The organism is Frankia sp. EI5c (genome assembly GCF_001636565.1).
GTDB lineage: Bacteria > Actinomycetota > Actinomycetes > Frankiales > Frankiaceae > Parafrankia.
Window position 1 is genome coordinate 25,371 of record NZ_LRTK01000088.1, and the last position, 16,638, is coordinate 42,008.

Consider the following 16,638-nt stretch of genomic DNA (forward strand, 5'->3'; position numbering starts at 1 on the left):
CGACGGGCTCGGCCGCGGCCAGCTCGGTGGTGACGGGCTCGGCGGGCGGTGTCCCGCGGCAGCTGCCGCGGCAACGCCGGCACACCCTGTTCTTCCTGCGGGCGGTGCGCGAGTTCGCGCCGGTCTTCCTCGACACCGAGGTGGATGTCACCGGTGTCCTCGCCCACCGCCAGGCGGCCCGGGCCGAACGGGGGGTGCACTACTCCACCACCGCCTATGTGCTGCGCGCCGCCGGCCGGGTGCTGGCCCGGCACCCGGACGCCAACGCGGCGCTGCGCGGCGGCCCGCGGCCCCGCATCGCCCACTATCCGTTCGTCCACGGCAAGCTGACGCTGGACAGGTCGCTCGGCGGGCAGCGGGTGGTGCTCGGCACCGTCGTGCCCAACCTGCACCAGGCCACCCTGGACGAGATCCAGGCCCACCTGGACCGGGTCCGCGACGGGGATGCGGAGCAGCTGCCCGACTTCGCCGCCATCCGCCGGCTGCACGCGGCGCCGTGGCTGGTGGGTCAGGCCCGTTTCCGCCGGGCGGCGCGCTCGCTGGCCCTGCGCCCGCACCTGACCGGCACGTTCGCCGTCACCTCCCTGGGGCACCGGGCGGTCGACTCCTTCCACTCGGTCGGCGGCACCACCACGACCTTCGGTGTCGGACGGGTCCTGCCCAGGGCGGTCGTGCGCGACGGCGAGGTGGCGGTGGCACCGGTGCTGCGGCTCAGCCTCGCCTTCGACCACCGGGCGATCGACGGTGCCCAGGCCGCCGACGTGCTGACCGAGGTCAAGGACGAGCTGGAGCAGGTGTGAACGATCTCGCCGAGCTGAAGAACTTCGTCGTCGCGCACGCCGTCTCACAGGGGCTGCCGGCCGGTCACTACGACCCGCTGCTGGCCGGCATCCGTAACGACGGGGACGGCACCCCCGGCTCCTGGGTGGGCGAATGGAGCGCGCTCGGTGACGAGCTGGCCGCCGCCGGCCGTCCGCTGGAGGCGTGCGTGCACTACACGATGGCCCGCTTCCCGTTCGTCGACGGGGCGGCCCGGGCTCGGGCGCTGGCCCGGGCCACGGCGGAGTTCACCCGCTGGAGCGCCGATCAGCCGGCGCTGCGCCGGCTTGAGGTCGCCCTGCCGGCGGGACGGGTGCGGTGCTGGACCACCGGCCTGGACGCGGCCGAGCCCAGACCGCTGCTGGTCATGACCGGCGGCATCGTGTCGACCAAGGAGCAGTGGGCGCCGGTGCTGCTGAGCCTGGGCGAGCTCGGCTTCGCCGGGCTGGTCGCCGAGATGCCGGGCGTCGGTGAGAACACGCTGCCGTACACGGCGGACAGCTGGACGCTGTTCCCCGCCCTGTTGGACGCCGCCGGGCGGCGGCCGGACACGGCCGACAACTACCTGCTGGCCCTCAGTTTCAGCGGGCATCTGGCGCTGCGGGCGGCACTGCACGACAGCCGGATCGCCGGGGTGGTGGGGGCCGGTGCCCCGGTGCGGGAGTTCTTCACCGACACCGACTGGCAGCGCAACGTCCCCCGCGTCACCACCGACACGCTGGCGCATCTGACCGGGAGCCGGCCGGCGGATGTCTACGACCGGGTGCGGGACTGGGCCCTGCGGGAGGAGGAGCTCGCCGCGCTGCGGATCCCGGTCGCGCACGTGACCTCCCTGCGGGACGAGATCATTCCGCCCGGCGACGCGCGCCTGCTGCGCCGGCTGGTGCGCGGCATCCGGCTGCTCGCCCACGACGACGTGCACGGCGCGCCGTCCCACTTCGCCCAGACCCGGCTGTGGACGCTGCTGTCGGTGCTGCGCATGCGTGGCGGCGGCGCCGCGACCAGGATCGCGCTGACCAGGCAGTTCGCCCAGCTGCGTTACCGCGGCGAGGCGGCGGGCTGAGCCTCCCCGCTGCCGCGGGCCCGCTCCTCGACACCGGGCGGGGCGGCACCGCCACCGGCACCGGCACCGGCACCACTTTCGGCTCCCGGCGGGCAGGGCACGGCGCCGAAGGCCCGCAGGAAGGTGTCGACCCCGGCCCGCACCACCTCGTCCACCTCACCGGGACGCAGGGGGCGCGAACCGGGGATGCTGCGTGCCGGCAGCTCCTCGTAGACGAGGGCGATGAACTGGTTGGCGGCCCGCATCGGGTCGTCGACCCGCAGATGACCCGCGTGGGCGAGCCGCGCGAGCCGGCCGGCCAGCGCGTCCACGAACTGGTCGGCACCGCTGGCCCGCACGGCGTCGTAGAGGTCGGGGAAGCGCACCGCCTCGGCGTAGAGCAGGCGACGCACCGCCTCGGAGCGCTCGTCGCAGTAGCAGTCGACCAGCCGGGTGGCGACATGCTCCAGGCCGCCGCGCAGGCCGCCGGCGGCCTGCGGGAACCCTTCCAGCACCTCCAGCGCCTTGGCGTTGGACTGCGCGGCCGTCGTCGTCATGACGTGCCGGAACAGGTTCTCCTTCGACCCCAGATGGTTGTAGATCGTCGGCTTGGCCACCCCGGCCTCGGTGGCGATCATGTCGATGGTCGCCTCGGCGTACCCGTGACGGGCGAAGACGCGCAGCGCTGCCGCCACGATCGCGCGCCGCTTGTCCAACCGGCCGCGGTCGGTGGGGGCTCCGTCGGCGGCCCCGAAGGCGGCCCCGTCGGCGGCTCCGCGGATGCCCGCGCCCGTATCGGTGGTCTCGCCCTCACTCATGGCCGCATGCTACCGTCCCACACATCAGTTTGAAACGAGCAGTTCAATTTTTGTCGACACCCATTTCAAGGAGAGATCGATGGCTGGCGGTTCGACGGCAGGGGCGGACACCGTGGAGGACGGGCCGCCACGGCTCGACTCAGCCCTGCTGGTCCTGATCGGGGTGATGGTCCTCGGCGGGATGATGTCCTATCTCGACGCGACGATCGTCAACGTCGGGATCAGCACCCTCGGCGGTGAGTTCGAGGCCACCCTGGGCACGATCGAGTGGGTCACCACCGGCTACCTGCTCGCGGTCGCGCTCGCCATCCCGCTCACCGGCTGGGCGATGGCCCGCTTCGGCCCGAAGCGCATGTGGCTCATCGGCCTCTCCCTGTTCCTCGCCGGTTCGGTGCTGTGCGCGGTGGCCTGGAACGCCGAAAGCCTGATCGCGTTCCGGATCCTGCAGGGCCTCGGCGGCGGCACCATCGACCCGATCATGATGACGGTCGTCGCCGGCGCGGCCGGCCCGGCCCGCATCGGGCGGGTGATGGGGCTGATCTCCATCCCGATCACGCTCGGGCCGGTGCTCGGGCCGATCGTCGGCGGCCTGCTGCTGGAGAACCTCTCCTGGGAGTGGATGTTCCTGGTGAACGTCCCGTTCGCCCTCGCCGCGATCGTGCTCGCGATCCTGGTGCTGCCGGCCGACCCGCCGCGGGACGGCGGCCCGGTGCCCCTCGACCTCCTCGGCGTGGCCCTGCTGTGCCCCGGCTTCGCCGCGATCGTGTTCGCGCTGTCCCGCGCGGGCAGCAACGGCTTCGGCGCCGCCACGGTCGTGATCGGCCTGGCCGTCGGGGTGGCCCTGTTCGCCGGCTACATCGCGCACGCGCTGCGCACGGCCGGCACCCCGCTGCTCGACCTGCGGCTGTTCGCCAGCAAGGGCTTCACCGCGAGCGTGACCATCATGTTCCTCGTCGGCGGTGGGCTGTTCGCGCTGCTGTTCCTGCTCCCGCTGTACTACCAGCAGGTGCACGACCACTCCGTCCTGGAGTCCGGCCTGCTGCTGGCCCCGCTGGGCATCGGCGCCATGATCGGGATGCCGCTGGCCGGCAACCTCGCCGACCGCATCGGCGCCCGGCTGCTGGTACCCACCGGCGCCCTGCTGGTCACGCTGGGCGCCCTGGCGTTCACCCAGTCCGGGGCGGACACCTCGCAGGCTCTCCTCACCCCCGCCCAGCTCGTCATCGGTCTGGGGCTCGGGCTGGTCGGCGCGCCCACGATGGGGTCGGTCTACCGCACCGTCCCGCTCGCGGCGGTGGCCGGCGCGACCGGCGCGGTGTTCATCCTCAACCAGATCGGCGCCTCCCTCGGCGTGGCGGTGGTCGCGTTGATCCTGCAGGGCGGCGGCGCCCATGCCGCTCCCACGGTCGACGACTTCGGGAACGCCTTCTGGTGGCCCTTCGCCGCCGGCCTCGTCGTGTTCGCCGCCGGCTTCCTGCTGCCCGGCCGCCCCGAACCGGCTCCGGCGGCAGCACCGGCCGCCCCCGCGGAGGCTGTGGCCAACTCGGCCTGAGCACCCCACCGAACAGCCGCACCAAGCCGCCGCAGCGAGCTGCCACGCGGCCCTCTCCGGACTGGTCCCGGGACCCCTGCCCCCGGTACCCGGGACCACCGGTGGCGGCACCGCGCCGCCGCCGGTGCCACCGCACCGCCGTCAACCACGCCCCGCCCGCCCGGCCGGCTGGCCGGGCGGACCTCCCGGAGGATCCGATGACACGCCCCACCGGCATTCCGCTGTCCGTCCTCGACGTCGTGCCCGTCTTCGAGGGCGGCAGCGCCACCCAGGCGCTGCGCGACACGGTGGCACTCGCTCCCAAGGTCGAGGAGCTCGGCTACCACCGCTACTGGGTGGCCGAACACCACAACACCCCCAGCCTGGCGACATCCACCCCGGCGGTGCTCGTCGGCCGGATCGCCGCGGCCACCCGGACGCTGCGGGCCGGCTCGGGCGGAGTGCTGCTGCCCAACCACCCGCCGTTCGTCGTCGCCGAGCAGTTCGGGACGCTGGAGGCGCTGTTCCCGGGCCGCGTCGACCTGGGCCTCGGGCGGGCGCCCGGCACCGACCCGGTCACCGCCCGCGCGCTGCGCCGGGTGCCGGACGTCGACGGCCACTCGTTCCAGCGACAGCTCGGTGAGCTCGCGGGCTACTTCGCCCCGACCGACCCGGACAGCGCGGTGCTCGCCATCCCCGCTCCCGAGAGCCGGCCCGAGCTGTGGCTGCTCGGCTCCAGCCACGCCAGCGCCGGGCTCGCCGCCGCCCTCGGCCTGCCGTACGCGTTCGCGCACCACATCAACCCGCACGCGAGCCTGGCTGCGCTGCACCACTACCGGGCGTCGTTCCGGCCGTCGCGGCACCTCGACCAGCCGCGCGCGCTGATCAGTGTGCTGGCCACCGTCGCCGACACCGACCAGGCCGCCGCCCGGGTCGCCGCCCCCTACCTGCTCGGAAAGATCTGGATGCGCACCATCGGCGCGTTCGCGGCCTTCCCCTCCGCCGCCACCGCCAGCGCCCACTCCTTCAGCCGGGCGGAGCAGGCCTTCATCGAGGACCTCGCGGCGGCCCAGCTCATCGGCGGGGTCGACACCGTGCGCCGGCGGCTGGGCGAGCTCGTCGAGTCCACCGGCGCGGACGAGCTGATGGCGCTCACCGTCGTGCCCGACCAGACCGACCGGCTGCGCTCCTTCGAACTGCTGGCGCGGGCCGCCACCCCGCTGAGTCCAGCTGCCGGGCCGGCGGCTTCAGTTCGGATTTAGAGCACCCCACCACGGTGAGGAGCCAACATCCATACCGTGTACGGAGTACTTGAATGCCATCGCGTCGAACAGCACGAAGAGCAGGGCTGCTGGCAGCCCTCGCCGCCACCCTGGCCACCGCGGCCTGCGGATCCGACGGCGGCGGGAGCGGCGCCTCGGACGCGCAGCCGCGTGCTGGCGGAAGCATCAGCTATGCCGTCCAGAAGGAGCCGGACTGCTGGGACCCGCACACCAGCGCCCAGGACGTCACCGCGTTCGTCCAGCGGCCGGTGTTCGACTCGCTCGTCTACCAGACCCCGGACGGCGCCCTGGAGCCCTGGCTGGCCACGTCGTGGAAGATCAGTGACGACGGCCGGACCTACACCCTGCAGCTCCGCGACGACGTCACCTTCCACGACGGGGCGAAGTTCGACGCCGAGGCGGTCAGGGCGAACCTCGACCACATCGTCGCCAAGGACACCGAGTCGCAGTTCGCCGCCGGCCTGCTCGGCCCGTACGAGGGTGTGAAGGTCACCGGCCCGCACGAGGTCCAGGTCTCGTTCAGCCGGCCCTACGCGCCGTTCCTGCAGGTGCTGAGCACCACCTTCCTCGGCATCGCCTCCCCTGAGTCGCTGAAGGCCGGCTCCGAGAAGCTGTGCTCGGGCAACTCCTCGGTCGGCTCCGGCCCGTTCAAGGCCGGCGCCTACACCCGGGGCCAGCAGCGCGCCTACGCCCGCAACGCCGACTACGACTGGGCGCCGAAGAGCGCCGGGCACAGCGGGCCCACCCGGCTGGACGCGGTGACGATCCGCTTCGTCACCGAGGACGCCACCCGGGTCGGCGCGTTGACGTCCGGCCAGGTGGACGGGGCCGCCGCCATTCCCTCCAACCAGATCGCCACCGTCAGCCGGAACTCGAAGCTGACCACGATCAGTAAGCAGACACCGGGGGCCGTCGACGCCTTCTACCTCAACACCAAGAGCGAGCTGTTCTCCGACATCCGGGTGCGCAAGGCGTTCCAGCGCAGCCTGGACCTGGACACCATCGTGAAGTCGGTGTTCCAGGGCACCACCGAGCGGGCGTGGAGTCCGCTGTCGCCGACCACGCCCAACAGCTACGACAAGTCGCTGGAGAACACCTGGTCCTACGACGCCGACGAGGCCGGCAAGCTTCTCGACGAGGCCGGCTGGACGGGGCGCGACGCCGAGGGCTACCGGACCAAGGACGGCAGGCGGCTCACCGTCGTCGCCCCGATCTACGGCAAGGCGACCGTCTTCTCGCAGGCGGCCCAGACCGAGCTGAAGAAGGTCGGCTTCTTCCTCGACCTGCAGGCCTCCACCGACGCGGCCGAGGTCTCCGGCAAGCTGGACGCGGGCGAATACGACACGGTCGAGCTGGCCTGGGCCCGCCCCGACGGTGAGATCCTCAGCTCGTTCTTCCTCTCCACCGAGACTTCGGTGGGTGGCGGGCACAACTTCGCGCTCGTCGCCGACCCGCAGGTCGACGAATGGCTGAAGGCCGCCCAGGCCGAGCAGGACCCGGCGGCCCGGGCGAAGTACTACGCCCAGGTCCAGAAGTGGGCCATCGACCAGGCCGTCGTCGTCCCGGCGTACGTGACCACCGCGACCGTCGGGGTCAGCAAGAAGGTGCACGACCTTCGGCTGAGCATCGCCACCTGGCCGGAGTTCTACCCCGCCTGGGTGCAGGCCGGCTGATGTCCGCGGCCATCCGTCCCGTGGCGGTCCGGCTGCTCGCCGCCGTAGGGGTCGTCTGGGGCGCGGTCACCGCCGCGTTCCTGGTGCTCCAGCTCATCCCCGGCGATCCGGTGGATGCGATCATCGGCACGAACGCACTGGTCGGTGCTGAGCAGCGGGCCGCCATCCGGGCCCAGTACGGCCTGGACGACCCGCTGATCATCCAGTACCTGGACTACCTGGGACGGCTGGCCACCGGCCGGCTCGGCGACTCCTACCAGCTCCAGCAGCCGGTCTGGACCGTGCTGACCGACCAGCTCGGGCCCACCGTCGAACTCGCCCTGTGGACGAGCCTCGCCGCGGCGGTCCTGACGGTCGGCGTGACAGTGCTGACCTCCGGGCGCGGCCGGTGGCCGCGCCGGATCAGCTCGCTGCTGGAGCTGGTGGTCGCCTCCACGCCCCCGTTCTGGCTGGGGCTTCTCCTGCTCACCCTCTTCTCGTTCCAGCTCGGCTGGTTGCCGGTCGCCGATCCGGACGACCCGCGGTCGCTGGTCCTGCCGGTGCTCACCCTGGCGCTGCCGATCTCGGCCGTGCTCATCCAGGTGCTGCGCGAAGGGCTGCTCTCCGCGCTGGAGGCACCTTTCGCACTGACCGCGCGCTCCCGTGGCCTGGCCGAGCACGCGGTGCGCTCACGCCACGCGCTGCGGCACGCGGCCCTGCCCGCCCTGACCCTCGCGGGCTGGTTCACCGGCGCCCTGCTCGGCGGCGCCGTGATCGTGGAACGGGTCTTCGCCCGCCCCGGAGTGGGCCGGGTGACCCTGCAGGCGATCAGCAGCCGGGACTTCCCCGTGGTGCAGGGCGCCATCCTGCTTTCGGCGATCGCCTTCGTCCTCATCAGCGCCCTGCTGGAGGTGCTCTACGTGGTCATCGACCCACGCCTGCGCAGCCGGACGGGGGTGACCGCGGCATGAGCACTAGACCGAGCGCCGCCGCGGCGCTGCGCGGGCTGCGTGGGCTGCGTGGGCTGCGGCCCGGGCTGACGCTCGCCGGGGTCATCGTGGTGCTGTTCGTGGTGGCGGCCGTGCGCCCCTCGCTGTTCACCGATTCCGGGCCCTCCGACGGGGACCTGCTCGCGACCCTGCAGGGGCCGAGCGGCGAGCACTGGTTCGGCACCGACCAGCTCGGCCGGGACATCTTCGCCCGGGTCGTGCACGGTACCCGCTACTCGCTGGCCATCGGCGCCGCCGCCACCGGCATCGCGGTGGCGATAGCGGCCGTCTGGGGGCTGGCCGCCGCCCTCGGCGGCCGGCTCGCCGACACCCTGCTCATGCGCACCGCCGACGCCCTGCTCGCCCTTCCCTCGCTGCTGCTCGCGCTGATGGTCGTGCTCATCACCGGCAAGGGCGTGTTCGGCGCGACGCTCGCCGTCGCCATCGGGTCCGCCCCCGGGTACGCCCGGGTCATCCGCAGCCAGGCCCTGATCGTCCGCCGCTCGGGATATGTGGGCGCGGCGGTCGGGCTCGGGGTACGCCGGATACTGATCACCACCCGGCACGTACTGCCCAACACGCTGGCCCCGCTGCTGGTGCTCGCCACCGTCATGCTCGGCGTCGCCATCTCGACCGGGGCGGCGCTGAGCTACCTGGGCGTCGGCGCGCAGCCGCCCACCCCCGAATGGGGGGCGATGCTCACCGAAGGCCAGGACTACCTGGGGCAGGCCTGGTGGATCGCGGTGTTCCCCGGGCTGCTGCTCGTCGTCATGGTCCTCGCGGTCACCGTGCTCGGCCGCCACGCGCAGGCCAGATCAGAAGGGCGGGTCTGGTCGTGACCAGCACAGCCGAAACCGGCACGGCCGAAACCGGCACAGTCGAAACCAGCACAGTCGAAACCAGCACAGCCGAAACCGGCACAGCCGGGAGCGCCGCCGCGCCGGAACACACGTCCGCGCCGGTCAGCGCTCCCGAGCCCGCCGTCCTGGTCGAGGTGGACGGGCTCGACGTCCGCTTCGGCACCGGCCCACGCCAGGTGCACGCGGTACGGGACGCCTCCCTGACCCTGTCGGCGGGCCGCTGCGTGGCCCTCGTCGGGGAGTCCGGCTCCGGCAAGAGCGCGCTCGCCCGCTCGCTGCTCGGCCTGGCCGGGCCGACCGCCGCCGTCACCGCCCGCCGGCTGCGCGTCCACGGCGCGGACGCGCTCTCCTTCCGGCCGCGGGACTGGCTGAAGATCCGTGGCCGGCACATCGGCCTGGTGGCGCAGGACGCGCTGGTCGCGCTCGACCCGCTCCGCCCGATCGGCCGGGAGATCGGCGAGCCGATCCTCGCCCACCGGCTGCTGCCCCGCCGCCAGGTCGGACCGGCCGTACACGCGCTGCTGGAGCGGGTCGGCTTCCCCGACCCGGCCGACCGGGCGAACAGCTACGTCCACCAGCTCTCCGGCGGGCTGCGCCAGCGGGCGCTGATCGCCTCCGCGCTGGCCGCCGAACCAGGCCTGCTGATCGCCGACGAGCCGACGACCGCCCTCGACGCCTCGGTGCAGGCCCGTGTCCTGGCCCTCCTCGGCCGGCTCCGGGCGGAGGGCACCGGGCTGCTGCTGATCAGCCACGACCTGGCGGTGGTCGAGGCGCTGGCCGACGAGGTCGCGGTGATGCGCGACGGCGTGATCGTCGAACACGGCCCGGCCGCCGAGATACTGGCCAACCCCCGGCACGCCTACACGATCGCCCTGCTGGAGGCGGTCCCCGGCCGCAATCGGCCAGCGCCCGCGAGAACAGCACCCCCCGCGGCCACCTCCACCGAGACCGCACCTGCCGAGACCGCACCTGCCGAGACCGCGGCCGACGACCCGGAACGTGTGCCGGCGGCGGGCCCGGCGACACCGCCGCCGCTGCTGCTGGTCAGCGAGGTCACCAAACACTTCCGCGGCGCTCGCGGCAGCCGGCGCACCGCCGTCGACGATGTCTCGTTCACGGTGCGCGCCGGGGAGACGCTCGGGCTGGTCGGCGAGTCGGGCTCCGGGAAGTCCACCCTGGCCGGGCTCGCCCTCGGCCTCATCGCCGTCGACAGCGGGGAGGTCCAGCTCGACGGACAGCCGTGGAGCGGGCTGCCCGAGCGGGAACGGCGCGCCCGGCGGCACCTCGTCCAGCTCGTGCCCCAGGACCCGCTGAGCGCCTTCGACCCCCGCTGGACGGTGCAGCGCGTCATCGGTGAGGCCCTCGCCGCGATCGGCGTACCGCGACCGGAACGGCGGGCGGCGGCCCTCGCCCTGCTCGAACAGGTCGGGCTGGACGCCGGCCACCTCGACCGCAGGCCGCTGGCGCTCTCCGGCGGGCAGCGGCAGCGGGTGGCGATAGCCCGCGCGCTGGCGACCCGGCCGCGGCTGCTGGTGTGTGACGAACCGGTCTCCGCACTGGACGTCTCGGTGCAGGCCCAGGTGCTGGCCCTGTTCCGGGAACTGACCGCCTCGCTGGGTCTGGCCACCCTGTTCATCTCGCACGACCTGGCGGTGGTGCGGGAGGTGTGCGCGCGGGTGCTCGTGATGAAGGACGGCCGGATCGTGGAGACCGGCCCGGTGGAGCAGGTCTTCGCCGACCCCCGCCACCCCTACACCCAGGAGCTGCTCTCCGCCGTGCCGGGGGAGATCGGGCGGGCCTACCGGGCCCGGTTGGCCGAAGGGCTGGCCCCCGCCGACGGCCAGCTCACGTTTTAGGCCCCGCCAACCGGGAGCCGGCATCCTACCGGCGCACCCGGCGCGGGCAGCGCGGGCAGCGCGTGGCGAGAACGTCCGCGGCTCCGGGCCACCGACCACTCCCCTTGGAGGTCGTCCCATGGGCGGGAGCGAGATCCCCGAATACCCGCAGACGCGGGTCTGCCCCTTCCACCCGCCGGCCGGGTACTCGCACTACCGCGAGTACGGGCCGGTGAATCCGGTGCGGCTCTATGACGGCCGGCGGGTGTGGGCCGTCACCGGGCACGCCGCCGCCCGCGAGGTGCTGCTGGACACCCGGACCTTCTCCTCCGAACGCGCCGACCCGCGCTACCCGGCGACCAGCCCCCGCTTCGAGGCCGCCCGCAGGGTGCGGAACTTCATCGGCATGGACCCGCCGGACCACACCGCCCAGCGGCGGATGCTGCAGTCCAGTTTCACCATGCGCCGGATCAACAACCTGCGCCCCGGGATCCAGCGGCTCGTCGACGACCTGCTCGACGCGATCGTCGCGAAGGGCCCGGTGGTGGACCTGGTTCCGGAGTTCGCCCTGCCGATCCCGTCGATCGTCATCTCCGAGCTGCTCGGCGTGCCCTACAGCGACCACGCCTTCTTCGAGCAGCAGTCTCGGCGGGTGGCCAGCGGCACCTCCACCCTGGCGGAGAGCGCGGACGCGTTCAGCCAGCTGCTCCAGTACCTCGACGGGCTCATCCAGGCGAAGGAACACTCCGACGGCGACGGCCTGCTCGACATCCTCGTCGCCGAGCAGGTGCGCCCCGGGGTGCTGACCCGGCGCGAGCTCGTCGACATCGCCCTGCTGCTGCTCGTGGCCGGGCACGAGACGACGGCCAGCGCCATCGCGCTCGGCGTCGTCGCCCTGCTGGAGCATCCGGGCCAGCTCGCCGCGCTGCGCGCGGACCCCACGCTGCTGCCGAACGCCGTCGAGGAGCTGCTGCGCTTCACGACGATCGCCGACAGCGTGGCGCGCTTCGCCACCACCGACACCGAACTGGCCGGCCAGCGCATCGAGGCCGGGGACGGGGTGCTGGTCGTGCTGTCCGCCGCGAACCGGGACACCTCCGTCTTCCCGGACCCCGACACGCTGGACCTCGCCCGGCACGCCCGCGGCCACGTCACCTTCGGTCACGGCGCCCACCAGTGCATCGGGCACAACATCGCCCGGGCCGAGCTGGAGATCGCGTTCTCCACCCTGTTCGCCCGCCTGCCCGGACTGCGGCTGGCGGTTCCGCTCGACGAGCTCCCCGGCAAGGACGCCGGCGGGGTGCAGGGCGTCTGGGAGCTGCCCGTCACCTGGTGAGCGGCCAGGTGGCCCCGGCTGACCACCGGCTCCGCCGGCCGGCCGGGGCCGCGGCGGGCGGCTCCGCCGGCGGGCGGTTCCGCCGGCGGGCGGTTCCGTTCCCGACGAACGAAAGGACCGGATCCATGCGTGTCATCGCCGACACCAACCGCTGCCTGGGGGCCGGACAGTGCGTCCTGGCCGATCCGGAGCGCTTCGACCAGGCGGAGGACGGCATCGTCGTCGTGCTGCGCGCCGAAGCCGCGGACCTGGCGGAACAGGAGGAGCTGCGCGAGACGGTCTCGCACTGTCCGTCCCGCGCGCTGTCCCTGGCTGACTGACGGGGCCGGCTGACGGGGCGGGGTGACGGGGCGGGGCGGGGTGACCGGCCGACCGGCTGGTCACCCCGGCCCCGTCTCCGGCCTGCCCACTCCGCTCGCACGCGCCCCCCGCTCCGCTCGCCCGCGCCCTCCACTCCCTCGCGACTCCTTCACGCGCCACCTCACGGAACGCCACGGTCACACCGGCCTCCTTTAGACCGGGCGAAGGACACCGTTAGCGACCGAACAGACGCTCGATGCATACCCGCCGTGTCGTTCTCACGAGGGAGCCCGAGCACCTGATGGTCAACGTTCAGAGCCCAGCCGGCGACGGATCGTCGCCGGCCGTCGCTACGTCCTCCACCGCGGCCGCGTCCAGTGAACCGGTCGCCGTCATCGGACTGGCCGCCCGGCTGCCCGGAGCACCCGATGTCGCGGCCTTCTGGCGGCTGCTGGAGCGGGGTGAGCACGCGGTGCGCACCCCGCCGGCGGACCGCTGGTCCCCGCAGGCCCCGCCGTTCGGCGCGCTGCTCGACGAGGTCGACCGCTTCGACGCCGACTTCTTCGGCATCTCGCCGCGGGAGGCCGCCGCCACCGACCCACAACAGCGCCTGCTGCTGGAGCTGGGCTGGGAGGCGCTCGAGGACGCCCGGACCGTGCCGGCGGCCCTCGCCGGCACGCGCACCGCCGTGTTCACCGCGGCGATCTGGGACGACTACGCGGCGCTGGCACACCGGCGGGGCGGCCCGGCGGCCGACCGGCACACCATGACCGGCCTCCACCGGGGCCTGCTCGCCAACCGGCTCTCCTACCTGCTGCGGGTGAACGGGCCGAGCCTGGCCGTCGATGCCGCGCAGTCGTCGTCCCTCGTCGCCGTGCACCTCGCCGCCCAGGCGCTGCGCAGGGGTGAGGCGGACCTCGCCATCGTCGGGGGGGTCAACCTCATCCTGGCGCCGGACAGCTCGGCGGCGAGCGCTCGGTTCGGCGCGCTCTCCCCGGACGGCCGCTGCTTCACCTTCGACGCCCGCGCGAACGGCTACGTACGCGGCGAGGGGGGTGTCGCGATCGTCCTCAAGCCGCTGGCCCGCGCTCTCGCGGACGGAGACCCGGTGCGGGCCGTGCTGCTCGGCGGCGCGGTCAACAACGACGGCGGTGGCCGCGGCCTGACCGTGCCCGACCAGCGAGCGCAGGAGGCGGTGCTGCGGGCCGCGTACCGCGCGGCCGGCCTCGACCCGGCCCGGGCGCGGTACGTCGAACTGCACGGCACGGGCACGCCTGTCGGTGACCCGGTGGAGGCGGCGGCGTTGGGCGCCGTGCTCGGAGCGGCCCGCGGCCGGCGGGGAGCCGGCCCGCTGCTGGTCGGATCGGCGAAGACGAACGTGGGCCATCTGGAGGGTGCCGCCGGCCTGGTCGGGCTGCTCAAGGCGGCACTCGCGCTGGCGAACCGGCGCCTGCCCGCGAGCCTCAACTTCGAACGGCCGAACCCGCGGATCCCGCTGGCGGAGCTGGGTCTCGAGGTCGTCACGGAGAACACCGACTGGCCCGCGGACGACCACCCGCCGATCGCGGGCGTCAGCTCCTTCGGGATGGGCGGAACGAACTGCCACCTGGTGCTCGCCGCCGCTCCCGTGCCCGCACCCGCCGAACCGCTCGAACCGACGTCCCGGCCGCTGACGGTGACCCGGCGGGCCGACCCGCCACCACCCTGGGTGATCTCCGGCCGCGGGGAGACGGCCCTGCGCGCGCAGGCGGGGCGACTGCTGGCGGCGCTGACCCGGCCCGGCCCGGGCGGCGACCCGGTGGACGCCGGCCTCGACCCGGTGGACGTCGGTTACTCCCTGGCCGCCACCCGCACCCGTTTCGAGGACCGCGCGGTGATCCTGGCCGCCGACCAGCCGTCCCGGCTCGCCGCTCTGCGCGCGCTCAGCCGGGGCGAGCAGGCACCGGGCCTGATCGTGGGCCGGGCCGCGCCGCCGGAGCCACTGGCCGCGCCGGCCGCGGGCACAGCTGGTACGGCCGCGGGCACTGCAGGTCCGACCGCGGTGTCGGGACCTGGTGACGCGGGCGGGACGTCCGGTTCCTGGGCGTTCCTGTTCACCGGGCAGGGCAGCCAGCGGCCCGGGATGGGACGGGAGCTGCACGCCGCGTTCCCCGCCTACGCCGCCGTGTTCGACGAGCTGTGCGCCGCCTTCGACCCCCACCTGGACCAGCCGCTTCGTGACGTCGTGTTCGCCGCCGAGGGCAGTGCCCAGGCGGCCCTGCTCGACGACACCCGTTACACCCAGCCCGCGTTGTTCGCCGTGGAAGTGGCGCTGTTCCACCTGGTGACCGGCTGGGGTCTGCGCCCGGCGCTGGTCGCCGGCCACTCGATCGGCGAGCTCGCGGCGGCGCACGTGGCCGGGGTCCTCAGCCGCGCCGACGCGGTGACGCTCGTCGCGGCGCGCGGCCGGCTGATGGGCGAGCTGCCCCGCGGCGGCGCGATGGTCGCGGTCGAGGCCGACGAGGCCGAGGTCCTGGAACTGCTCGACGGCCGCGGGGCGCAGGTCTCCCTCGCCGCCGTGAACGGCCCGCGCGCGGTCGTCATCTCCGGCGACGAGCAGGCGACCGTGGAGATCGCCGCCGCGCTCACCGCCCGAGGCCGGCGCACCCGCCGGCTGACCGTCAGCCATGCCTTCCATTCCCCGCGCATGGACGGCATGCTCGCCGGCTTTCGGGAGGTCGCCGTGGCGGTGGAACTGCGCGCGCCGCGCATCCCACTGGTCAGCAACCTCACCGGGGCACTCGCCACCGCGACCGAGCTGACCTCCCCGGAGCACTGGGTGCGGCAGGTCCGCGAGGCGGTTCGGTTCGGTGCCGGGGTCTCGGCCCTGACCGCCGCCGGAGCCACCGGCTTCGTCGAGCTCGGCCCGGACGCGGTGCTCAGCGCGTTCGCCCCGGGAGCGGTGCCCACGCTTCGCCGCGGCCGTCCGGAGGTCACGACGTTGCTGGGGGCACTGGCCGCCGCGCATGTCCGCGGAGCCGCCGTGGACTGGGCCGGGCTGTTGGCACAGCGTGGGGCGCAGGCGGTGGACCTGCCCACCTACGCGTTCCAGCGCGGCCGGCACTGGCTCGCGGACGCCCCGGCCGCCCCACCCGCCGAAGCCGCGGCCACCGAGGCCGGCACCGCCGGCAGTTCGAACGGCGACACCAGCACCACCGGCACCGGCAGCGGCACCGGGGACAGGAACGGGGGCAGGGACGGGGGCAGCGGCCACGGCGACGCCTCGGCCGTGGGCGCGGGTGCGTCCCACCGCACGGTGCTCGCCGGGCTGCCGGCCGCCGACCGGGCCCGCCAGCTGCGCACCCTTGTGCTCGACCGGACAGCGGCCGTGCTCGGGCACGGCTCGGCGGACGGCCTCGACCCCCGCAGGACCTTCCGCGACCTCGGCTTCGACTCCCTCGCCGGAGTCGAACTGCGCAACCAGCTCGCCGAGGCGACCGGCCGCACGCTGCCGGCGGGCCTGGTCTACGACCACCCCACCACCGACGCTCTCGTCGCCTTCCTCGACAGCCTGCTCTCCGGCGAGCCGCCGGCAGTCGCCGCCCCGGCCGGGGCGGGCGCCGGTGGCGGCCTCGGCTCCGCCGACGACCCGGTCGTCATCGTCGCGATGGCCTGCCGGCTGCCCGGCGGAGTCACCTCCCCCGAGGACCTGTGGGAACTCGTCGCCGCCGGCCGCGACGCCATCGGCCCGTTCCCCACCGACCGCGGCTGGCACCTCGACGACCTCTACCACCCCGACCCCGACCATCCGGGGACGTCCTACACCCGCGAGGGCGGGTTCCTGCGGGCGGCCGGGGACTTCGACCCGGAGTTCTTCGGCATCAGCCCGCGCGAGGCGACCGCCATGGACCCACAGCAACGGCTGCTGCTGGAGACGTCCTGGGAGGCGTTCGAGCGCGCCGGGATCGTGCCGGGGTCACTGCGCCACTCGCGCACCGGTGTTTTCGTCGGCGCCACCGGCATGGAGTACGGCCCCCGGCTGCACGAGCCGGTGAGCGGCGTCGAGGGCTATCTCCTCACCGGGACGACGTCCAGCGTCATGTCCGGCCGGGTGGCGTACACGTTCGGGCTGGAGGGCCCGGCGGTCACCGTCGACACCGCCTGCTCCTCCTCACTCGTCGCCCTGCACCTCGC

General features: G+C 74.1%; 12 protein-coding genes. 11 read left to right on the forward strand and 1 reads right to left on the reverse strand.

What is annotated here, in order from left to right; translation table 11 throughout:
* Positions 1-29: 29 nt before the first annotated feature.
* Positions 30-800, forward strand: coding sequence for a 2-oxo acid dehydrogenase subunit E2 (locus UG55_RS23555; protein ID WP_199865237.1), 771 nt, complete (start codon positions 30-32; stop codon positions 798-800).
* A complete protein-coding gene (locus tag UG55_RS23560) occupies positions 797-1,882 on the forward strand; it encodes an alpha/beta hydrolase (RefSeq protein WP_066073201.1) in 1,086 nt (361 codons plus the stop codon). Before UG55_RS23555 ends, UG55_RS23560 begins: the two co-directional genes overlap by 4 nt.
* Here UG55_RS23560 and UG55_RS23565 read toward each other — a convergent pair.
* Positions 1,858-2,679, reverse strand: coding sequence for a TetR/AcrR family transcriptional regulator (locus tag UG55_RS23565; RefSeq protein ID WP_083987133.1), 822 nt, complete (start codon positions 2,677-2,679; stop codon positions 1,858-1,860). The genes UG55_RS23560 and UG55_RS23565 overlap by 25 nt on opposite strands.
* Positions 2,680-2,758: 79 nt before the next feature.
* On the opposite strand from UG55_RS23565, the gene UG55_RS23570 reads away from it, so the two are divergent.
* The 9 genes from UG55_RS23570 to UG55_RS23610 all read left to right on the forward strand — a co-directional run.
* A complete protein-coding gene (locus tag UG55_RS23570; RefSeq protein WP_066073204.1) occupies positions 2,759-4,231 on the forward strand; it encodes a DHA2 family efflux MFS transporter permease subunit in 1,473 nt (490 codons plus the stop codon).
* A gap of 197 nt (positions 4,232-4,428) precedes the next feature.
* On the forward strand, positions 4,429-5,472 hold the full coding sequence (locus UG55_RS23575; protein ID WP_066073226.1) for an LLM class flavin-dependent oxidoreductase: 1,044 nt from the start codon (positions 4,429-4,431) through the stop codon (positions 5,470-5,472).
* 53 nt (positions 5,473-5,525) lie between these two features.
* Positions 5,526-7,166, forward strand: a complete 1,641-nt coding sequence (locus tag UG55_RS23580; protein ID WP_066073207.1) for an ABC transporter substrate-binding protein — start codon at positions 5,526-5,528, stop codon at positions 7,164-7,166.
* Positions 7,166-8,116 (forward strand): ABC transporter permease, encoded by a 951-nt coding sequence (locus UG55_RS23585; protein WP_066073211.1) that lies wholly within the window; start codon positions 7,166-7,168, stop codon positions 8,114-8,116. Before UG55_RS23580 ends, UG55_RS23585 begins: the two co-directional genes overlap by 1 nt.
* Positions 8,113-8,973: an ABC transporter permease gene (locus UG55_RS23590; RefSeq protein WP_066073214.1), complete on the forward strand. Its 861-nt coding sequence runs from the start codon at positions 8,113-8,115 to the stop codon at positions 8,971-8,973. The genes UG55_RS23585 and UG55_RS23590 overlap by 4 nt, the downstream gene beginning before the upstream one ends.
* 146 nt (positions 8,974-9,119) lie before the next feature.
* The gene (locus UG55_RS23595; protein ID WP_066073229.1) at positions 9,120-10,850 is read left to right on the forward strand and encodes an ABC transporter ATP-binding protein; all 1,731 of its coding nucleotides are present in this window, start codon (positions 9,120-9,122) and stop codon (positions 10,848-10,850) included.
* A gap of 118 nt (positions 10,851-10,968) precedes the next feature.
* The gene (locus UG55_RS23600) at positions 10,969-12,165 is read left to right on the forward strand and encodes a cytochrome P450 (RefSeq protein WP_066073217.1); all 1,197 of its coding nucleotides are present in this window, start codon (positions 10,969-10,971) and stop codon (positions 12,163-12,165) included.
* A gap of 125 nt (positions 12,166-12,290) precedes the next feature.
* On the forward strand, positions 12,291-12,485 hold the full coding sequence (locus tag UG55_RS23605; RefSeq protein ID WP_066073232.1) for a ferredoxin: 195 nt from the start codon (positions 12,291-12,293) through the stop codon (positions 12,483-12,485).
* A 281-nt stretch (positions 12,486-12,766) separates the two neighbouring features.
* A partial coding sequence (locus tag UG55_RS23610) for a type I polyketide synthase (protein ID WP_128423148.1) occupies positions 12,767-16,638 on the forward strand: 3,872 nt, incomplete at its 3' end.